Annotated in this window: 12 protein-coding genes; 5 read left to right on the plus strand and 7 right to left on the minus strand. The window is 50.4% G+C overall.

What is annotated here, in order from left to right; genetic code table 11:
• Positions 1-75 precede the first annotated feature (75 nt).
• A complete protein-coding gene (locus tag ACFQZR_RS20995) occupies positions 76-1,836 on the minus strand; it encodes a sensor histidine kinase (protein WP_379349573.1) in 1,761 nt (586 codons plus the stop codon).
• On the minus strand, positions 1,814-3,364 hold the full coding sequence (locus ACFQZR_RS21000) for a response regulator (protein ID WP_379349575.1): 1,551 nt from the start codon (positions 3,362-3,364) through the stop codon (positions 1,814-1,816). Before ACFQZR_RS21000 ends, ACFQZR_RS20995 begins: the two co-directional genes overlap by 23 nt.
• A 178-nt stretch (positions 3,365-3,542) precedes the next feature.
• Here ACFQZR_RS21000 and ACFQZR_RS21005 point away from each other — a divergent pair, with 178 nt between their 5' ends.
• Together ACFQZR_RS21005 and ACFQZR_RS21010 are read left to right on the plus strand one after the other, a co-directional pair.
• Entirely contained in the window at positions 3,543-4,514 is a 972-nt protein-coding gene (locus tag ACFQZR_RS21005; protein WP_379349577.1) for an ABC transporter permease, read from the plus strand.
• Between the two features lie 19 nt (positions 4,515-4,533).
• On the plus strand, positions 4,534-5,427 hold the full coding sequence (locus ACFQZR_RS21010; RefSeq protein ID WP_379349579.1) for a carbohydrate ABC transporter permease: 894 nt from the start codon (positions 4,534-4,536) through the stop codon (positions 5,425-5,427).
• A gap of 89 nt (positions 5,428-5,516) precedes the next feature.
• Here ACFQZR_RS21010 and ACFQZR_RS21015 read toward each other — a convergent pair whose 3' ends face one another.
• Positions 5,517-7,835: a glycoside hydrolase family 95 protein gene (locus ACFQZR_RS21015; RefSeq protein ID WP_379349581.1), complete on the minus strand. Its 2,319-nt coding sequence runs from the start codon at positions 7,833-7,835 to the stop codon at positions 5,517-5,519.
• A gap of 101 nt (positions 7,836-7,936) precedes the next feature.
• Positions 7,937-11,020 (minus strand): discoidin domain-containing protein, encoded by a 3,084-nt coding sequence (locus ACFQZR_RS21020; RefSeq protein ID WP_379349583.1) that lies wholly within the window; start codon positions 11,018-11,020, stop codon positions 7,937-7,939.
• Positions 11,021-11,203: 183 nt separating this feature from the next.
• Here ACFQZR_RS21020 and ACFQZR_RS21025 point away from each other — a divergent pair, with 183 nt between their 5' ends.
• The gene (locus tag ACFQZR_RS21025) at positions 11,204-12,283 is read left to right on the plus strand and encodes a Gfo/Idh/MocA family protein (protein ID WP_379349585.1); all 1,080 of its coding nucleotides are present in this window, start codon (positions 11,204-11,206) and stop codon (positions 12,281-12,283) included.
• Positions 12,284-12,347: 64 nt separating this feature from the next.
• On the opposite strand, the gene ACFQZR_RS21030 is transcribed toward ACFQZR_RS21025, so the two are convergent.
• The 3 genes from ACFQZR_RS21030 to ACFQZR_RS21040 form a co-directional block, all read right to left on the minus strand.
• Positions 12,348-14,411: an alpha-galactosidase gene (locus ACFQZR_RS21030; RefSeq protein ID WP_379349587.1), complete on the minus strand. Its 2,064-nt coding sequence runs from the start codon at positions 14,409-14,411 to the stop codon at positions 12,348-12,350.
• Between the two features lie 348 nt (positions 14,412-14,759).
• Entirely contained in the window at positions 14,760-15,164 is a 405-nt protein-coding gene (locus ACFQZR_RS21035; RefSeq protein ID WP_379349590.1) for a hypothetical protein, read from the minus strand.
• A 4-nt stretch (positions 15,165-15,168) separates the two neighbouring features.
• The gene (locus ACFQZR_RS21040) at positions 15,169-15,720 is read right to left on the minus strand and encodes an NAD(P)H-dependent oxidoreductase (RefSeq protein ID WP_379349592.1); all 552 of its coding nucleotides are present in this window, start codon (positions 15,718-15,720) and stop codon (positions 15,169-15,171) included.
• Positions 15,721-15,875: 155 nt separating this feature from the next.
• Between ACFQZR_RS21040 and ACFQZR_RS21045 the strand changes: the two genes are divergently transcribed.
• Entirely contained in the window at positions 15,876-16,514 is a 639-nt protein-coding gene (locus tag ACFQZR_RS21045; RefSeq protein WP_379349594.1) for an efflux RND transporter periplasmic adaptor subunit, read from the plus strand.
• Positions 16,515-16,524: 10 nt separating this feature from the next.
• Positions 16,525-18,048: a DHA2 family efflux MFS transporter permease subunit gene (locus ACFQZR_RS21050; RefSeq protein ID WP_379349596.1), complete on the plus strand. Its 1,524-nt coding sequence runs from the start codon at positions 16,525-16,527 to the stop codon at positions 18,046-18,048.
• The last annotated feature ends 27 nt before the right edge of the window (positions 18,049-18,075 follow it).

Consider the following 18,075-nt stretch of genomic DNA (forward strand, 5'->3'; position numbering starts at 1 on the left):
ATTCGATAATCTATAACGCAATGTTATTATTCATAGTGGAAAACGTCTTTCATCGTTGAATGGCTAGGTCATCTCTTAGGTGTGCCGCTTCGGGATGCGTACCGTTACAGTCGTCCCAATGCCCAACCGGCTAAAGACATCGACCCCATACGCATCGCCATAGGTCAACTGAATGCGGTCATTGACGTTCTTAATCCCGTAACCTGATAGATTATTCGCCGTCTGGAAGGCGTCCTCTAGATTCCTTGGCGGCATACCCGCGCCATCGTCGATCACTTGGAACACGATATCGTCGCCCTCCGCATAGAGCTTCACGATGATGTTAATACCCGACTCGTGACAGATGGCATGGTTAATGCAATTCTCAATGAACGGCTGCAGAATTAGCTTGATCGTCTTATATTTGAACAGCTCTTCGTCGAGGTCATAATGCATATGCAGCATGCCCCGGAATCGAATCTCTTGAATCGCAATGTAGTTCTTCACCAGTTGAATCTCTTGATTCACGAGAATAATCCGCTTGCCTTTGTTCAAAGAGATTCGGTAATATTTCGCGAGATAGTTCACCATCTCGTAGACCTTGGTGCCGCCTTCCTTCAATGCAAGTGAGGAGATCGAGGCAAGCGTATTGTATAGAAAATGCGGATTGATTTGGGCCTGCATCGTCGTTAACTCCGCTTCTTTCGTCGATATTTCCTTCACGTACACATCTTCGATCAAATCTTGAATTTTGGAAGCCATCTTGTTGAAAGCGAACGATAACTGCCCGATCTCATCATGCCCCATGGACTGGATGGAGACTTGGAAATCCCCCTTTTCCACTTTGCGAATATAGAGAAGCAGCTTCTCAATCCGTTTCGTAATGAGCTTCGTCGTCACATAGATTAATAGGATCGAAGCTGCAAAGGCGATCACCGCGACCCATACGATGCGTGCCGTCGCCTTATTCGTATTCTCGAGCAGCTCATGATACGGGACGGTGATGACGGTCTTCCATCCGTTGCTCAACGCCTTGTACGTGAAGAACCGATCCTCCCCATTCACCTGCTTGTCGAACTTGCCGGAGGTCGACTGAAGATCATCCGCGATCGGGAATGTATCGTATAATTTCTTCGACGCCAGATTCTTGTCGGATGTCGTAATGACGCGGCCGGCCTGGTCGATAATATAGACGCTTTTGTTATTGTTCTCTTTCTCAATGAGGGAGTAGAGCTCAGCGTCGCTAATCTGGATAATCAAGATCCCGTAAGGATGTGTCAGGCTGAAGTAGCTCAGCGAGCGCGCCAGAATCAAGGTATGCTCGTCCATCTGGGTATAGACCGTGTCGCCCGCCGCTTCAATGGCCATCCGCCGCACCGCCTCAGGAAGCTCATCCGTATATCGAATATATTCGCCGTCCGAATACAGCGTTTTATTATCCGTATAAATGGTGATCCCCTGTACATTCGTGTTGAGTGCGAGCATCGCGGAGAACTGCCGATTGATGTACTCGAAGGCATCCAAATAATAGAACGCCTGCTCATAATCATTCGACAGGTAATTGCGAAGCTGCGAGTCCATGTACATGATATTGGATAACTGATGATAGTACTCCAATCGATTCTCGATATTCGTGTTGATTTGATTCAGTGTGCCGCTCAAGCTCGCATACGTCTGCTCCGTAATCTGATCCCGGGTCGAGGTATAGGAATAATAAATCATACCGAAGAATGGAATGATCGATAGTAGAAAAATGATAATAAACTTGTTGCGCAGCTTCAAATCCATCATCCATGACAGCCGATGGGCGATCGTTTGCCAGAAACGCAGCTTCTTATAGGTTTTTTCGGTATTCATTCGGCGTGACTCCTTGATGCTTCAGGAATAGGGAAATGAAGTATGAAGTACTCTCGTAGCCTACTTTTTGCGCAATATCCTGGACTTTCAGCGAAGGATCCGATAGCATCTGCTTGGCTTTCTCGAGCCGAATCCGCGTCAAATAATCATGAATCGTCACGCCGGTCTTCTCTTTGAAAATCGACCGCAAGTAATTCGGTGACAGGTAGACTTGGCTGGAAAGGCTCGTAATCGTAATCTGCTCATGATAGGTCTGCTGAATAATGGAACTCACCTGGTGCACCAGCTTCAAGTTCTTATCCGTGAACCGATCCTTCATCGAATCCATCATATGCCTCAGTATCTGACTGACGGCCTCTTCGATTTCATGGATCGTCTGGCAATCATAAATCGCATGGTATACATTTGCCCGCGTCTCCGCCGTATGCGTATCCGAAGGATTACTGCGAAGCTGGTCCTGAATTCTTCCCACAAGATCCAGCGCCCAATCATGAATGAACTTCTTGCGCACCCGCAGTGTCACTAGCCGCGTACAATACTCCTGCAACATCCAGACAACCCGTTCCTCCTCCATCTGTTGAACCGCTTCCAACAATTCGTTCTCTGCAAAAGGCGGCAACTGATCGCTGTCCATATTCATGTACATATCCTGTGCGAAAATCACTTTGCCGTACCCCGTATAAAAGAGTTCGCTTAACACCTTCCTCGCATGATCATATAGCGCGTGGACTTGCGCAAGTGGTCCAACCTGTTCCGTGACGGCTAACGTGACCATAAAAGGCAGTGCTTGCTTCACTGCCTGCGCAAGCTCGACCCAGAACAAGCGCTGCATCACGCGAGGATGACTGTCCAACAGGATCAGCATCTCCCCTTCACGCAGCGAGACATCGTTCCAGGACAACTGGCACGAGAGGAAATAATGGCCCATGAACGTACGGAGCTGATTCATCGCATCCTCAATGAACATCTCTCGCTCCTCGACATGGTCGTCGATGGAGACCAGAACCACAGTATAATCCGCCGGATTGGATCTTCGTTCCAACCGCTCGAAGCTTTCCATCAAGTTGCTTTTGCGATCCTCGTTCTTCTCATAGATCAGTTCCTTCAAGATGTTCGATTTGGTCACTTGAATCGATCTATTTTTCAACCGAACTTCTTCGCACTTCTCTTTGACGCGCGTCATCACACTTGCGATCTCTTCCAGATCCAGCGGTTTCAATAAATAACCGACGGCGCCGACATTGAGTGCCGACTTCACATATGTAATTTCATCATGTCCCGTCAAGAAGACAATCTTCATCCAATCGAACTGCTCCGTCACCTGCTTCGCGAGTTCAATGCCGTTCATGATGGGCATCTGAACGTCCGTTAGCACGATATCAGGCTGGATCATCTGGATTTTCTCCATCGCATCTTTGCCGTTGATGGCCGTACCCGCTACATAAATCCCCATCTCTTCCCAACGAATGATGTCGCGCATCATTTCTAATTCTATCTCTTCATCGTCTACTAGAAATATGCTGTACATGATGACCACTCCTTGTTCGCTGACTTTTAACTTATTATAGCTTTCTTTGCATGCCTTTCTGAATCCCTTTTCAAAATGTAAGTTATTTTCAAGCATCATTCGGAACATTGTCATATCGACATCTATTTTTTCGCGATCTTATAATTTTCTTATCACAAGAAACTGCGAGGTGTCACACATGCAAACAAACATGAACGTACACGATGGACGAGAGCTCACGATTCCTCGTCGGAAGCTATGGACGGTCTTCAAAGAGCAGAAATACCTTTTCCTCATGATGCTGCCCGCCTTGATCTGGGCCTTATTATTCGCCTATACACCGATGGTCGGCCTGTACATGTCCTTCGTGAATTACCAACCGAACCTAGGCGGATTCTGGACAACCTTGTTCCACAGCGAGTTCGTAGGGTTCGATTGGTTCGAGTACTTCTTCACGAACGGAGACTTCCTGATCGTATTGCGCAATACGCTCGCTTCGACGTTAATTACATTGTGCTTCTCGTTCCCGATGCCGATCTTGATCGCCATTGCGATCAACGAAATCAAGAGTGTCCGCTTCAAGAAAACAGTACAGACCGCATCCTATCTGCCGTATTTCATCTCGTGGGTTATCGCGGCGAATATTATCGTAACTCTACTGTCATCGGATGGCGCCATAAATGCAATTCTTAAATTTTTCCATATTACCGATGAGAGCATCTTGTTCTTGCAGAACGGCAAGTACTTCTGGTGGATCGTCGCGATCGGCAACACTTGGAAGGATATGGGGTACAGTTCGATCATGTATTTGGCAGCGATTTCAGCCATCAATCCAGAGCTCTATGAAGCTGCCAAGGTCGACGGGGCCAATCGGTTCAAGCAAATTCGCTATATTACGCTACCGCACCTGAAGCCAACCATCGTCATTCTATTGATTCTAGCACTCGGTGGCATTCTGAATGCCGGCTTCGACCAGCATTTCTTGCTCGGCAATGAACTGACCAAAGACTACTCCGACGTCTTGTCGACGTATTCGTTCCGCTACGGGATTCAAAATGGCATGTTCTCGTACGCCTCTGCCGTAGGCATGTTCAGCTCGGTTGTGGCCTTCATCATCGTCTGCATCGTCAATTTCACCGCCAAAAAAGTTAACGGGCAATCCTTATTTTAAGGCAATGGGAGGGACTATCATGAAAAGCAAAAAAAGCATCGCAGAATATATATTCGACATAGCACTCTATCTGTTCCTCACGGTCATCTTCATCGTCACGTTCTACCCGTTCTGGAACATTCTCGTCATCTCGTTAAATGATGCGACCGATACGCTGCGGGGCGGGTTATACTTCTGGCCGCGGGAAATAACCTTCGACAGTTATCTTACCATCTTCCGTAATCCAGAGATCTGGAGCGCCATTCGTGTCACGCTCTTGCGTACGATCATCGGGACATCGCTCTCGATCTTCTGTATCTCCATGCTCGCCTACTCGCTGAGTAAGCGGCATCTGATTGGTTGGCGGTTCTTCTCGTTCTTCTTCGTCTTTACGATGTATTTCGGCGGCGGATTGATTCCGACGTACATGGTCATCAAATCGCTAGGATTAATCGACTCCTTCTGGGTCTTTATCTTCCCGGGACTGATTGGCGTCTTCCTCATGATTCTGGTCCGTACGTTCATCGAACAGCTGCCCGGCGAGATCGAAGAGTCCGCGAAGATCGATGGCGCCAACGACCTGCAGATTTTCTTCCGCATCGTCATGCCGCTGTGCGTACCTGTGCTCGCGACGATCGGACTGTTCCTGGCCATTGGGCACTGGAACTCCTGGTATGACTCGTACATCTACACGTACAAGCCGGAGCTGAAAACATTGCAAGCCGTCCTGGTCAAAATTCTGAATCAATTCCAGACTGCGAGCATGATGTCCGATGCTCAGCAGCTGGCGAAGAGCAATTCCCGCGTCCCGGTATCCAGCGAGAGCATTCGGATGGCAGTCACGATGGTAGCGACGCTGCCAATCGTCCTCGTCTATCCGTTCGTGCAGAAATATTTCGTCAAAGGGATGATGATGGGCGCGATCAAGAGTTAATCCAGCTTCATTCGAGAACAAGAAGGGGCGATCCCTGGTCTATCTCTTAGACCAAGGACCGCCCCTTTCCGTTGTTCATCATCAGCTGATTATTCGTGTAAAGCATCTAAGGCGTGATCCAATCGATATACCCCGCCTGCTTCGACATCCAGCGACACCTTCTTATCTCCATACTGCACCGTGATGTTCCCTGCGACATATGCGTAAATCGTCGTACGAACCAGCTGGTGTTCCTTCCATTCGATATCGACTTCCGCATTTCCCCTTGCCCGGAGTCCCGTCACCGTTCCCGATTCCCACGCCTTCGGCAATGCCGGCAGTACATGAATGCTTCCCATCTGACTCTGCAGCAGCATCTCGGCCATGGCGGCTGTTCCGCCGAAGTTCCCGTCAATGACGAAGATATTCGTCTCCGCGCCTGCAATGCCTGGAATTGAATACGACAGCAAATTCTCGAAGCATAAGCTCCCAATGAGATGGGAGACGTGTCTATACGCCTTCTCCCCGTCCTGTAGCCGTGCAAAATAGAGCCCGAAGAGCGCTGCCGTAAATTCAATATCCTCCAGCTCATCCTGCGCCATTCGCCGCTCCAGGCTGACTCTAGCTGCTTCGCTGAGTTCAGGTGTCCCTTCCGGGGTTATCTGATGAGCCGGGTACAACGCCACCAGGTGCGAAAGATGCCGATGCTCCGGCTGCGCTTCCTCATAATCCTCCAGCCATTCTTGCAGCTGGCCGTTCTTGCCGATCTGCAGCGGGGGCAGTACCGCGATGGCCTCCCTCACCTGCTGCTGGAAGGCATGATCTGTCTGCAATCGGTCCGCTGCATCCAGACAGAAGGTGAACAATTCGCGTACGAGCACTTGGTCTAGCGTCGATCCCATAGACAGCTGCTGCACGCCTTGACTCCGATCATCGATGTAGAAGTGATTCTCCGGTGAATTCGAAGGTCCCGTGACGAGCCAACCACGCTTCGGATGTACCGTCATATAATCCAAGAAAAATTCGGCCGCTTCCTTCAAGACGGGATAAGCACGCTGCGCTAGAAAATCTTGATCCAAGCTATAGGCATAACGCTCCATTAAATGCGTTGCAATCCATAATCCGCCCGTCACGTTGAGCCCCCAAGACGTCTCCCAGCCCGGAGCCGTGAATCCCCAAGCATTAGAGAAGACATGTGCTACCCAGCCTTCGCTGCCATAGAAATCGCGTGCCGCAGAACGGCCAGCCTGTGACAACGCTTCGATATAGCGCATTAAAGGCAGGTGGCATTCCCCAAGATTCGTCACTTCCACCGGATAGTAGTTCATTTGTGTGTTAGTATCTAGATGGTAATCACAGCTCCATCCCATCCGGCAGGCTTCCCCATCGTTCCAGATGCCCTGCAGGTGCAATGGCAGCGGCGAGTCCTCCCGCGAACCGGCAATCATTAAATAACGGCCATATTGCAGGAATAACGCGAACAGTTCGGGGTCATCGGCTTGTCCCGTCTTCAATAACCGCAGACGTTCGTCCGTCGGCAGGCTTGCATGCCCAGACTCACCTAGCTGGATCGTGACCTTGCTATAGAGTTGACGGTAATCCTGGATATGATCGGCCCGCAATGCGTCATACCCTCTCGCTATTGCACGTTCGATCTGGTTCGAGCAAACTTGCATCCACTCTCCGTCCTCGGCACGATAGTCCGTGTTCACCGCCAAATAAACCCAAGCTTCATCGGCATCCGTGACGATCAGTTGCCCCGCTTCTTCGCGCAGCGATCCGCCGGACGTGATCAACTTGATAAGTCCTTCACTCCAGACGCCGCATGTCCCATTACTGTGGACTTGCTCCGTTGCCTGGCATCGAAAGGCGATGGTATCCTCGTTCACGATCTCCGCTGCGAATGATGCGGTTCGTCCTGCAACACCAAGCTGGAAGGAAATGCTCCCGGATTCTTCTCCCCAAAGACGTGCTGCAACAATATGATCCGCATGGGTTGCGAACACCTCGCGCATGATCTTCTTACCATTTACGTTGTAGAACGCTTGGTACACCGCCTGCTCTAACCGCAGCTCTCGGCTGAACTGTTCCGCCTTGCCCGATGCTGTGAACCGGAACAATACATCCATGAGCGGCAGGTTCGTGCCGTAATTCTGCTTCCTCGGCTGCAGCATCTGCTTCGCCAATCTATCTCCCGCCGCATAGTCGCCTGCAAAAAAATGCTCCCGCATCGCCTGCAAATCAGCTTTTCCATTCGACTCACTTACCGCTGGCTCGGATTGGCCCGACCAGAACGTCACTTCGTTCACACTCCAGGTCTCCGCATCGGTGCCTCCATAAATCACCGCGCCGATTCTTCCGTTGCCGATCGGAAGTCCTTGCGACCACTTTGTGCCTGGATGGTTATACCATAACTTCATATTACTCATGTCTCATTCTCCTTCTCATTCATCATTTGATTTCGCTAGTGAAAAGGCGGCTCCGATCATCCGGAACCGCCTTGCTGATGCTTTGCATGCTACGGACGATTCTATGGATTCGCCGTATAGATCGTAAATAGCAAATCTCGCTGATCTTCATTCATCCATGTCCGGCCGCCGTCCAGCGACAATCGGGCCATCCCGTTCGCATACGGATTATCATCACGATAGGCAAAGCCGTAATTATTATCCGTGCTCTCTGTATAAGCCGATTTCGGAGATTTCAAAATGAGACCGTATTTCTTCGTGACATCCAGCCCCTTAAGTCGCGGATAGATCGAATACGGCGACACGGATCCTGGAATGTTATAAGGCGTGAGCGATGCGGAGAAGATCGTATCTACTGGATTATTCGCATCGTCCAAGGTCACGAGATCGAAGTAATAAGCATCTTTGGGTACGGCATTGACATAGCTCTCATAAATGTAGATGTCTAGCTTCGGCAGATCCGAATGCTGCAGCGTAAAGACTTGCATACGCTCCACGTTAGCCCGAACATCGGAATAGGAACTGTAATCGCCTCCGCTGCTGTCTTGATCGATACGCTGCCCAACCGCATCCGGTATATGGTAAGCCTCGATTTCGTTAATCGAAGGCACGCCATAATTCGTCTTCAGTATCAACCGGATCTTAGACGTGGTTAGCGTCGGGAACGTCAGCTTCCGATGGTCGCCTACCGTAAACCCTTTCGTAATATCCTTGTAATTCGCACCGTCCCAGTATTGCAGCGCATAGTTCGCGATTCGGAAATTCGCATCCCTGAACTCTTTGATGACAACCTGATTCAGTGTCGTGTCCTGTCCGAAATCCACTTCAACCCATTGATCATTCACTTGTCCATCGGCGGCATTCCAACGTGTTGCTTCATTGCCATCCGTGATGCGCGCGGCATCATAACCTGGATTAGCCCAAGTGGAGGAGACTTGCACCGGCTTGCCTAGCGCTAGATTGACAGGCTTCTCCGCCTTTCCTGAACCTTTGCCCTTCGCGATGCGAAGGATCGCGGTCCCTTTGGCTGGGAGCTTATACGTATAGCTGCCCTTTGCTGTACCTTGCTGATCTCCGCTATATAATTCCGTAATGGCATAGTTGTGGTTTGGCTTTAGTCCGAGATCCTCGAACTTCACCGTAATATTCTGTTCCTCCGACGTCCAATTCGACAGTCCGACGATCCGGTTGTCTTCGGCGTCGGTCGTATAGATAACGGATGGCGAATGCTCCTCTTGATGATAGAAATTGGTCATGTTCACCGGCTTAGCTGCTTTACCCTGCTTCACCAGCGCTAACAATTCCTTGTTCTTCACCCATTTCCATCGGTCGTCGGCGACAAACGGCAGATTATCGCCGAGCAGCCAATGTCCGCCACCGAGTGCTACCGTCGTCGCCAGGAGCTTTGCATCCCGCTGGCTGTATTTGTGCCAGAAGCCCTGAATCACGTATTCCGGCATATACATATCCGGGTCATTGTAAGCGTACAACGTTCCATTCGTCCACCAGGAAGCAGCGCTGTTCATCGCTTGCCGCTCGATCCCCGAGTAACTCGCTACGCCGAGTGATGTATCGCAAGCGGCACGCCGACCGTGAGCGAATGCAGCAGGCAGCAGCGGTGCGATCGACTCGTTAATGTAGATCGGGCGGTTCGCTGCGAGCACCGTATCGCGGATAATGCCGAGGCCGATGCGATAATTCTGCATACCGTTGGCTGATGGGTCATAGTGCTTGCCCTCATACATGCCCATATCGATGAAATCCAGCTTCAAATAGTCAAAGCCCCATGCAATGTATTGCTCAACGTTGCGCTTAATCACTTGCTGCGCGACAGGATGCGTTGCGTCCAGCGCGTAGGTATTCAAATAGGTCTTGATTAAATTTCCTTGCTCATCGCGCAGGCAGATATCCCGATGGGTCAAATTCGAGCCTTCCACCGGCAAGTCCAGCCATCCCTCATAAATCGTGAACGGAGTCGAATAGCCTCCGACCTTCAATCCCTTTTCGTGAACATAATCGGCGAACTTGGCCATCGCATCCTCGAACGGCATTCCGCCTTCAGGCTGGAATCCCCCATCCAAATTGAAGTATTGATAACCAAGCGGCTTCAAATGCTCTGCCACATAGTCGACCATTGGATACATCGCTTCGGCGGTTGCGTAGCTGTCGTGCGAATAGAAGGTGTTGTACCCCATCGGCACTTCACCCTGCCATTCCATATGCGGTTCTCCCATGTTGTATACGCTTCCGTATTCCTCTAAGCCTTGCTGATAATCCTCATAAAACCCAAGGAAGAACTTGTCCGAAGCAACGGACTTGCCGTGAATTGATCCGCCCCAGTTATACAAGGAGAACGCGGTTAACGCGCCATTCTTCGACGCCGCTTCCCCGAGCTTCTGGCTGCTCTTCCATTGCTTCACGGTCGCCGCGCCCGCAACGATGCCCTGCTTGTCCGTGTTATCGAACATCGATGCGACCCAATGGCTAATCCCATTGAACTTCTCCCATGTCAATTCCTCGCCATGGAAGCGGTCCGCACCATTCTGACTGTGACCGAATTGATCGACGGGTGCTACCCCAAAGTCGAAGTTATTCGTATATGGCGTCGTAAAGATCCGCTTGTCCATGCCAGCACCGATATCCAGGTTATCGGCTGTAATCGGTTCCAGGATCTCGACCGTTAGCTGATTGTCATTATGAACTTGCATATCGACGAGAATGTAAGATGACTTCGGATAGACGTAAAAGTTCACATCCATCGTTATGCCGGAAGCGAACGTATTGATCACCGTCAGCTTCTTCCCATGCTTCCCGTAAGCATCATCCTGAAGTGAACTCCACTCGGCGGTGCGGGATACAGCATCTAATGAGCTTAACCGCTCTTCGTGCCCCGTCAGCTTCGCTTCCGAATGAAATCCTCTGACCATCGTCGTGCCAGACCACGAGAAATCGCCTGTACCCGTCGTAAGATCATAACTCAGTTCAGATTTGCCGTTAGTGACTTTTACCTTCTTGTTCTTGTTCGTAAAAAGAGCTTCAGATTGCGCACTTGCAGACTCCGCAGAACTCCATACAGGCCATAATGAACTGCCTAATACCATAATCAGGAGCATGGCCAAATACCTCGTTTGAATCCGATTGATCATCCTATTGCCTCCTCGAACTGTACTTACGTCCTATTGTAAGGAGCCATGTCCGAACGATCTATAACGCATAGTTACGTTTCATAGTTGAAAACGTCTTTCATAGATTTTTTTGCTCAACAAATGCCCATTCATTCTGGTAACCTATGTAATAAATAGCGTGAATTGAACTACGAGGGAGCGAATATGATGAAACCGATCCGATTCAGTATCCTTGGCGGAGGATGGCGAGCGAACTTCTACTTGAAAATTGCTGCGATGCTGCCGGACTACTTCCAGGTCCGTGATGTGTACGTGCGAGATCCGCTGCAACGGGAGCGGCTTCGAACCACATGGCATGTTCGTACGCCGGACACGTTCGAGCAGCTGCTCCAATCTTCCGATTCGGAATTCCTCGTGCTTGCGATATCCAAAAACGCTGCTGCACCTATGCTGCTGGAGCTATCCAAGTTACCACTACCCTTGCTAATCGAGACGCCGCCCGCCGTAAGCTTGGACGAGTTGGATCATCTCCTAGAGAACATCCCTGCAGAGGCGCGTATTCAAGTCGCAGAGCAGTATCCGCTGCTCCCGATGATGCAGTCCGTGACCTCATTCATCCAAACGGGCAAGCTAGGCGACATTCAGCATCTTCAAGTCTCGTTCGGACATGGTTATCACGGAATAAGCCTGATACGTAAATGGTTGGAGTTATCGGATGCAGCAGCAGGATCTGTGACAGGCTTCCGGCTGCATTCAAGCATCATGGAAGGACCCTATCGAGGTCAATTGCCGGTCAGAGAGCGAATGATAGATACATCACAGGACCTCGCTTTATTGCAGTTGGAGGATGGACGAAGTGCCCTATTTGATTTTACGAGAGATCAATATTTCTCGCCGATTAGGCAGAACCGCATCCTCATTCGTGGCACGAGAGGTGAAATACGAGATGATCAGGCCACGTACATGGCTGATTACAAGACACCGATTAACAGCGCGTTGACACGCATGCAGTCGGGGACTGGCGGCAGTCTTGAGCCGCTGTCGTTGCAAGGCGTCCTATGCGAAGGAAATTGGCTCTATCGCAATCCGGTTCATCCCGCTTCGTTGTCAGACGAAGAGCTCGCGATCGCCCATGTCCTGTTCCAGATGAGAGATTATGTCCGGCATGGCGACCAGAAGGGCTATTCGCTCCGAGAAGCATGCCAGGATGTCTACCTCGCCTTGAAGATGGAGGAAGCGATCCAATCCGGTAACCGGATCGATTTCAATCTCAATCGTATCTAAAACGAAGACCATTCCCCACTTGTGGGGAATGGTCTTCTCAGCTTCGAGATGAATACATTCGTTATTACGCCTTAATTTGCATAATTTTATAGATTTTTGACTCAGCAGGCTCCAAAGTAATCTGCAGAACCTTCACCGCCTCTTGCTCCACGCCTTCCCATATATCCCATACACGATAGGATTGATTCGACTCCAAACCAACCCGTTCAAGCGATATCGACTTATGCGCGGCTTCCTTGCCGCTGAAGTTGAACACCGCTAAATAGATGACGGATGAATCTTCTAATCGATCCAGCACGAAGACATCCGAAGCGCGATCCCCGAAGTTTCCTTCAACCGGTCTGAATGTTCGACCTAACCGCGCAAGCCCGTTCATCTCTTGATTTCCAAGCCAGGCCTTCGCCCGCTCCGCGGCTTCCGGGTTGCGGTAATCATCACCAAGCAGCAGCACCGTGCCGGCGATCACCGATGCCGTAAACCGGCTTCTCCCCTCATGCCACGACGTCGGCTCCTGGTTGCAGCTTCGGTAAATGGCCGCATGGTCGGGATCATTGTAGCGGTACAACGACTGATTCATCCACCACCCGTGCGTGACCGAATTTAAGAGATACTCCGTATCTTGAATCGTCCCGAACACGTCGCAGGAGATTCGCCGGCTATGCGCGTAGGCGTAAGGGAACATCGGAGCAATCGATAGATTAACAAAGATGTCTTGGCCTGCGGCTTCCGGAGACAGCTTCTTCGCTAGATGCGAGAGCCCGTAATTATAGGCGGCAATCCCCGTCGTAATCTCCGGATGATAGTGCCTGCCTTCCAGCGCACCATGCGCCATGAAATCAAGCTTCACGTAGGAGAAGCCTTCGGCAATCATCTTCTGCGTGAACCAGTCGATTCGCGCGAGCGTTCCCGGATGCGTCGGGTCGATCGCGAGCCCGCCCGCAATATCCGCCACGACTTCTCCTGCATCATCCCTGAGCAAAATATCGGCATATGTATATTGCCCATTCGTCCCTTCGACGGTATCTTGGAATTGCGTGACGCTGCCCCAGAACGCGAAAGGCGTCCAGTATGTGCCTGCTAGATGACCATTGTTCCGCACTCTGCGCAGCGCATCCTCCATCTCTTCCTTCGTGAACCGATCCCAGAAGGCGTCGAAATTGATATAGAGCGTCTGGTTATTCTCGAACCCTAGCGGCTGTATCTCATTTTTCAGGAAGTCGCTCGTTGAAGTATACAAGTCATAATCCAGATTGCTCATGGCCGCAGCCCAGCTATTCCATCCGAACGGCACACCGCCAGCCCAAGGCAGCGGTGCCGTAACGCATGTATTCGCCCATCCATACTCCTCAAGGCCATCCCGGTAATCCTCATAAAAGCCGACCAGCACAAGTGGAGATTCAATGCGCGTGCCGATCACATAACCGTGAGGCAGCACATCTCGCGTCATTTCACCGGCCGTTCCGCCGTAGAGCTCCAGCTCATCGACCTGGTCGGCGCGTTCCCCTTTGATCCGAATTCCCGTCTTCCAGACATCATGCGTAATCGAACCGATAAGAAGCCCGTTCCGACTCTCTGGTTGGAACAAAGCCGTAACCTCGTAGCTTTCCGTTTCATGCGGGAAAGGTCTCGCCGTATAACGTACCCACTTGTCATTGTCGTAAGGCACACGGAGCACATGCAGCTCGTCTTGCGGCGAGGATGGCTGCGCTGCCGTCAACTTGTTCGTCTTAAAGACCGAAATGCGCCGAACCTGCATCTCCTCTACACTCGCGATAACAGCTTTCGTCAAGAAAAACGCATGATCCTCGTATACATAGAAATGCTGCTCCATCGTTGGAATCGTTGACGACTCATGCCGAATCGTCCAATGGATGCCTCGACCGAACGCATCTTCAATCGCCTGGGGCTCAGCTTGCAGCACATGGCTTTCGTATTGCCCCGTGTGGTATTCCCGGCCTTGCCACCGAAAGGCGCTGTATACCTCGCTAAGTTCAAAAAAACCTGGCCGCGTACAAGCATATACTCCATGCGCCAAGTCGACCTCGACACAGATGCGCCCGTTATCCGCAACATAGACATTGTTCACTTCATTGCTCCAACTTACGGTATTCTCCTTGCTGCACTTCATGCCACTGTCTGCCTCCTTATGTGTAGCTAGATTGAACCTATCTACGAACAGTATAAGAGAGGGATAGCGCACACTCCATGCAACAATGTCTCGATTGATAGCGCAAAGCGCCGAAGTTATAGGAGAACGCGAGATTTCCATTCGTCTTGTTGAATTGTACGAAAAACTCGCGAAACTGCAATGGCTGTTGCAGAGGAAAAACACTTAAAAACCCACGCCACTGTTGGCCATATGGCCGATACGTCACGCGGGCAAAAAAATGAGCAGGCTCCTGCAGCCTACTCAATTATAGATTTCTAAATAAATTTTAACTCAGATAGTAGATGAAGGGCCTCTTCGAATTCAGGGCTACTCTTTTTTGGAAGCATTCCGCAAGGTTTGCATCGCTTTCCGGTAATCGGCGTCGGACATCTTGCCAAAGTTAGTGGGCTGCCGGTTATCCGTTTTCTCCGTAGTTTGTTTTAATTGCCTGAGCGATTGCCGGAAGGATGCGTTATTTGCTGCAGACGGCGAGACAACCTCCCGTTCTACTGGCGTATCCTGACTTACGCTTGTGACAGGCTCATCGGTAAGCGGAGAATCCTCGTGCAACTCGGCTTCCGTTACCGTCTCAGTAACAGGTTCTGTCTTCGTTACGGAGTCAGTTGTTGTGGAAGAACCTTGCCTAGATGACCGATTCGCATGCCGTACGTTCACTATGATTAAGATGATAATGACAACAAGCGCCACAATGCCATATCCGATAATGAGCATTCGATCATCTCACCCCTCGGCCTGTCATTTTGCCCGCTAAGCGCGCGACGCGTTCGCCTAATGCTTTTCCTAGGGCCATTTCATCCTCGCTCGGTAAATTGGGTGAATCGTCTGGCGATTCTTCCAAGCGGCAAGTGATCCCTACGCCGTAGTACGATCCATATAACACATTTTCGGGAACCGTAGCCGGCAATCCAACGATTATCATGCCTTGGTGAAGCATCGGCGTAATCAAATTCAACATCGTAGCTTCAATTCCGCCATGTTCGGTCGCGATCGTACAGAAGACTGCTCCCAGCTTGTCCACCAGCTTACCGTGTGCCCATAAATAACCTAATTTGTCGATCCACGTCTTCAGACCGGCGCTGATACTGCCAAAATGCCCTGGACAACCCCATATGATCGCGTCCATGCGCTCAAGATCATGAACATCCGCTTGATCAACATGGTACAGATGCGCATTGGCTCCTTGAACGTCCCGTACGCCTTGCGCTATTGCCTTCGCCAAGGCCTCCGTATGGCCATCCTCGCTGTCGTACACGATATATATGTTCATGCATGCTTTCCCTCCAACTTCGCTTACTTGCTGCTATATACTTTTCCTCGAGCGTCATATTACTATCCATCTTTATGGATAATTGGTAACCGCTATCGAAACACTAAGTCCCAACACACTAACAATTGCTCTGCAAAAGGAAGGAATCAATCGAAATGAAAAGCGCTCGACTTGTAATCGTGAATATTTTGGTTATTCTCGTTCTGTTAGGGGGAGGTGCCGTTGCCGTCTACTACTATAATCAATCCATCAATTTTATTTCAACGGACAACGCGAAGGTGGATGGTCAGGCAATCACGATATCTTCAACGTCTCCAGGTTTGCTGCAGTCTTGGCGAGGCAAGGTTGGCGATACGTATACGGCGGGGCAAGATCTAGGCACCGTGCTCACGGACAAAGGCAACGTATCCATTAAGATGCCTCATTCGGCTACGATCGTCCAACAGAACGCCGCAGCCAACACCGTTATCGGAGCCGGAATGTCGCTCGCCAAAGCGTTTGATCTAGGAGACTTGTACGTAACCGCCAATGTGAAAGAGACTCTGATAAACGACGTGAAAGTGAATCAGACCGTAGATGTGTACGTGGACTCTTTTCCAGGTACGGCCCTTACAGGCAAGGTCGATCAGATTGGGCTTGCAACAGCCGGAACCTTTTCTCTACTACCTACTTCCAACACGACAGGAAATTATACGAAGGTGACGCAAGTCATTCCTATCAAAATCACTTTGGACGGGTATCGCGGTCTCGGATTGGTTCCCGGGATGAGCGTATCTATACGTATCCATAAATAAGGGGGGGCACATGAGCGAAAAAAGTATAGCACCCACGGTTACCGTTCTCATTCTGGGGATGTTCATCGCGATCTTGAACCAAACCATGGTGAATGTTGCCATCCCGCACATGATGACGGATTTGAATGTGTCCACGACGACGGTTCAATGGTTATCAACAGGGTTCATGCTGGCCAATGCGATTATGATTCCCATCAGTGCCTTTCTGATGGAGTCCATTTCGACCCGTATCCTGTTCGCCATGGCGATGGCGATGTTCACGATCGGATCCTTCATTTGCGGCTTGGGCCCGACCTTCTCCATTGTATTGGTCGGCCGCATCGTGCAAGCCATTGGAGCAGGCGTATTGATGCCGCTCGTCACCAATATCTTCCTGCGCATCTTCCCCCCCGAGCATATGGGGCGCGCCATGGGCATGATGGGGATTGCGATGATGTTCGCGCCTGCGCTCGGACCGACCTTTGCAGGCTACATGGTGGAGCATTTTTCATGGCGCATCTTGTTCTTTGTCATGGTTCCGTTAGGCGCGATCGAAGTCATCCTGACGTTCAAATATTTGTCTAATATACTGAAGCTCACTTACCCTAAGCTGGATTGGCAAGGGGCCGTCTTATCGACCGTAGGCTTTGGAGCGCTGCTGTATGGGCTTAGCGAGGCTGGAAGCAGAGGCTGGGGAGATCCTGTCGTGGATATTTCCATTATCGTCGGAGTCCTATTCCTCATCTTCTTCGTCATAAGGGAGCTGACCACAAGCAGCCCTCTTTTGAATTTGACGGTATTCAAAAATCTCACCTTCACCATGTCGACCGTCGTAAGCGTCATCGTGAATATGGCGATGTTCGGGGCGATGCTCCTACTCCCGATTTATGTTCAGAATATTCGGGGCTATACCGCTTTGGAGTCGGGGTTGCTGCTGCTGCCTGGAGCACTGCTGATGGGTGTGATGTCGCCGATCTCGGGTACGTTATTTGATAAATTCGGCGTAAGGCCGCTCGCGATCATCGGATTACTGATCACTTCGATTACAACCTATCAGTTCACGAAGTTAACCGATGAGTCGACGTATTACCACCTGATGACGCTCTATGCGTTAAGAAGCTTCGGTATCTCTTTCATTATGATGACGATCATGACCGAGGGGCTCAATGCGCTGCCGCTAAAATTAAAGAGTCATGGCACGGCGGTGTCCAATACGATGCGTCAGGTTGCCAGTTCATTTGGAACCGCAGTGCTTGTAACGGTCATGTCGACAAGAACAACTGAACATGTGGCATCCTATTCGAACAATTTGACGCTGAGCAATACGATTGCATCCGAGAACTTCGCAAACTTGGGTGCAGGCATCTCATCGCTTACAGGACTGCCTTCAGAAATGGGCGGCGCTTATACGTTATCGATCATTGGAGGATTGGTGACGAAAGCATCCACCATCAGCGGAATTAACGATGCCTTCGTCGTTGCGACGATCATTACTGTCATTGGTATTTTCTTCTCGCTGTTCTTGAAGCGGCCCAAGAAAATATCGGAAGGATAATCGGAGTAGTTGACACCTGAAAATTCT

This window comes from Paenibacillus sp. GCM10027629 (genome assembly GCF_042676425.1).
In the GTDB taxonomy this organism is placed as follows: Bacteria; Bacillota; Bacilli; order Paenibacillales; family Paenibacillaceae; genus Paenibacillus_K; species Paenibacillus_K terrigena.

What these genes read in the sequence shown, in the direction of transcription:
- ACFQZR_RS20995 (WP_379349573.1), bottom strand. Translation starts at nt 1,836, where the DNA reads ATGAATACCGAAAAAACCTATAAGAAGCTGCGTTTCTGGCAAACGATC.
- ACFQZR_RS21000 (WP_379349575.1), bottom strand. Translation starts at nt 3,364, where the DNA reads ATGTACAGCATATTTCTAGTAGACGATGAAGAGATAGAATTAGAAATG.
- ACFQZR_RS21005 (WP_379349577.1), top strand. Translation starts at nt 3,543, where the DNA reads ATGCAAACAAACATGAACGTACACGATGGACGAGAGCTCACGATTCCT.
- ACFQZR_RS21010 (WP_379349579.1), top strand. Translation starts at nt 4,534, where the DNA reads ATGAAAAGCAAAAAAAGCATCGCAGAATATATATTCGACATAGCACTC.
- ACFQZR_RS21015 (WP_379349581.1), bottom strand. Translation starts at nt 7,835, where the DNA reads ATGAGTAATATGAAGTTATGGTATAACCATCCAGGCACAAAGTGGTCG.
- ACFQZR_RS21020 (WP_379349583.1), bottom strand. Translation starts at nt 11,020, where the DNA reads ATGATCAATCGGATTCAAACGAGGTATTTGGCCATGCTCCTGATTATG.
- ACFQZR_RS21025 (WP_379349585.1), top strand. Translation starts at nt 11,204, where the DNA reads ATGATGAAACCGATCCGATTCAGTATCCTTGGCGGAGGATGGCGAGCG.
- ACFQZR_RS21030 (WP_379349587.1), bottom strand. Translation starts at nt 14,411, where the DNA reads ATGAAGTGCAGCAAGGAGAATACCGTAAGTTGGAGCAATGAAGTGAAC.
- ACFQZR_RS21035 (WP_379349590.1), bottom strand. Translation starts at nt 15,164, where the DNA reads ATGCTCATTATCGGATATGGCATTGTGGCGCTTGTTGTCATTATCATC.
- ACFQZR_RS21040 (WP_379349592.1), bottom strand. Translation starts at nt 15,720, where the DNA reads ATGAACATATATATCGTGTACGACAGCGAGGATGGCCATACGGAGGCC.
- ACFQZR_RS21045 (WP_379349594.1), top strand. Translation starts at nt 15,876, where the DNA reads ATGAAAAGCGCTCGACTTGTAATCGTGAATATTTTGGTTATTCTCGTT.
- ACFQZR_RS21050 (WP_379349596.1), top strand. Translation starts at nt 16,525, where the DNA reads ATGAGCGAAAAAAGTATAGCACCCACGGTTACCGTTCTCATTCTGGGG.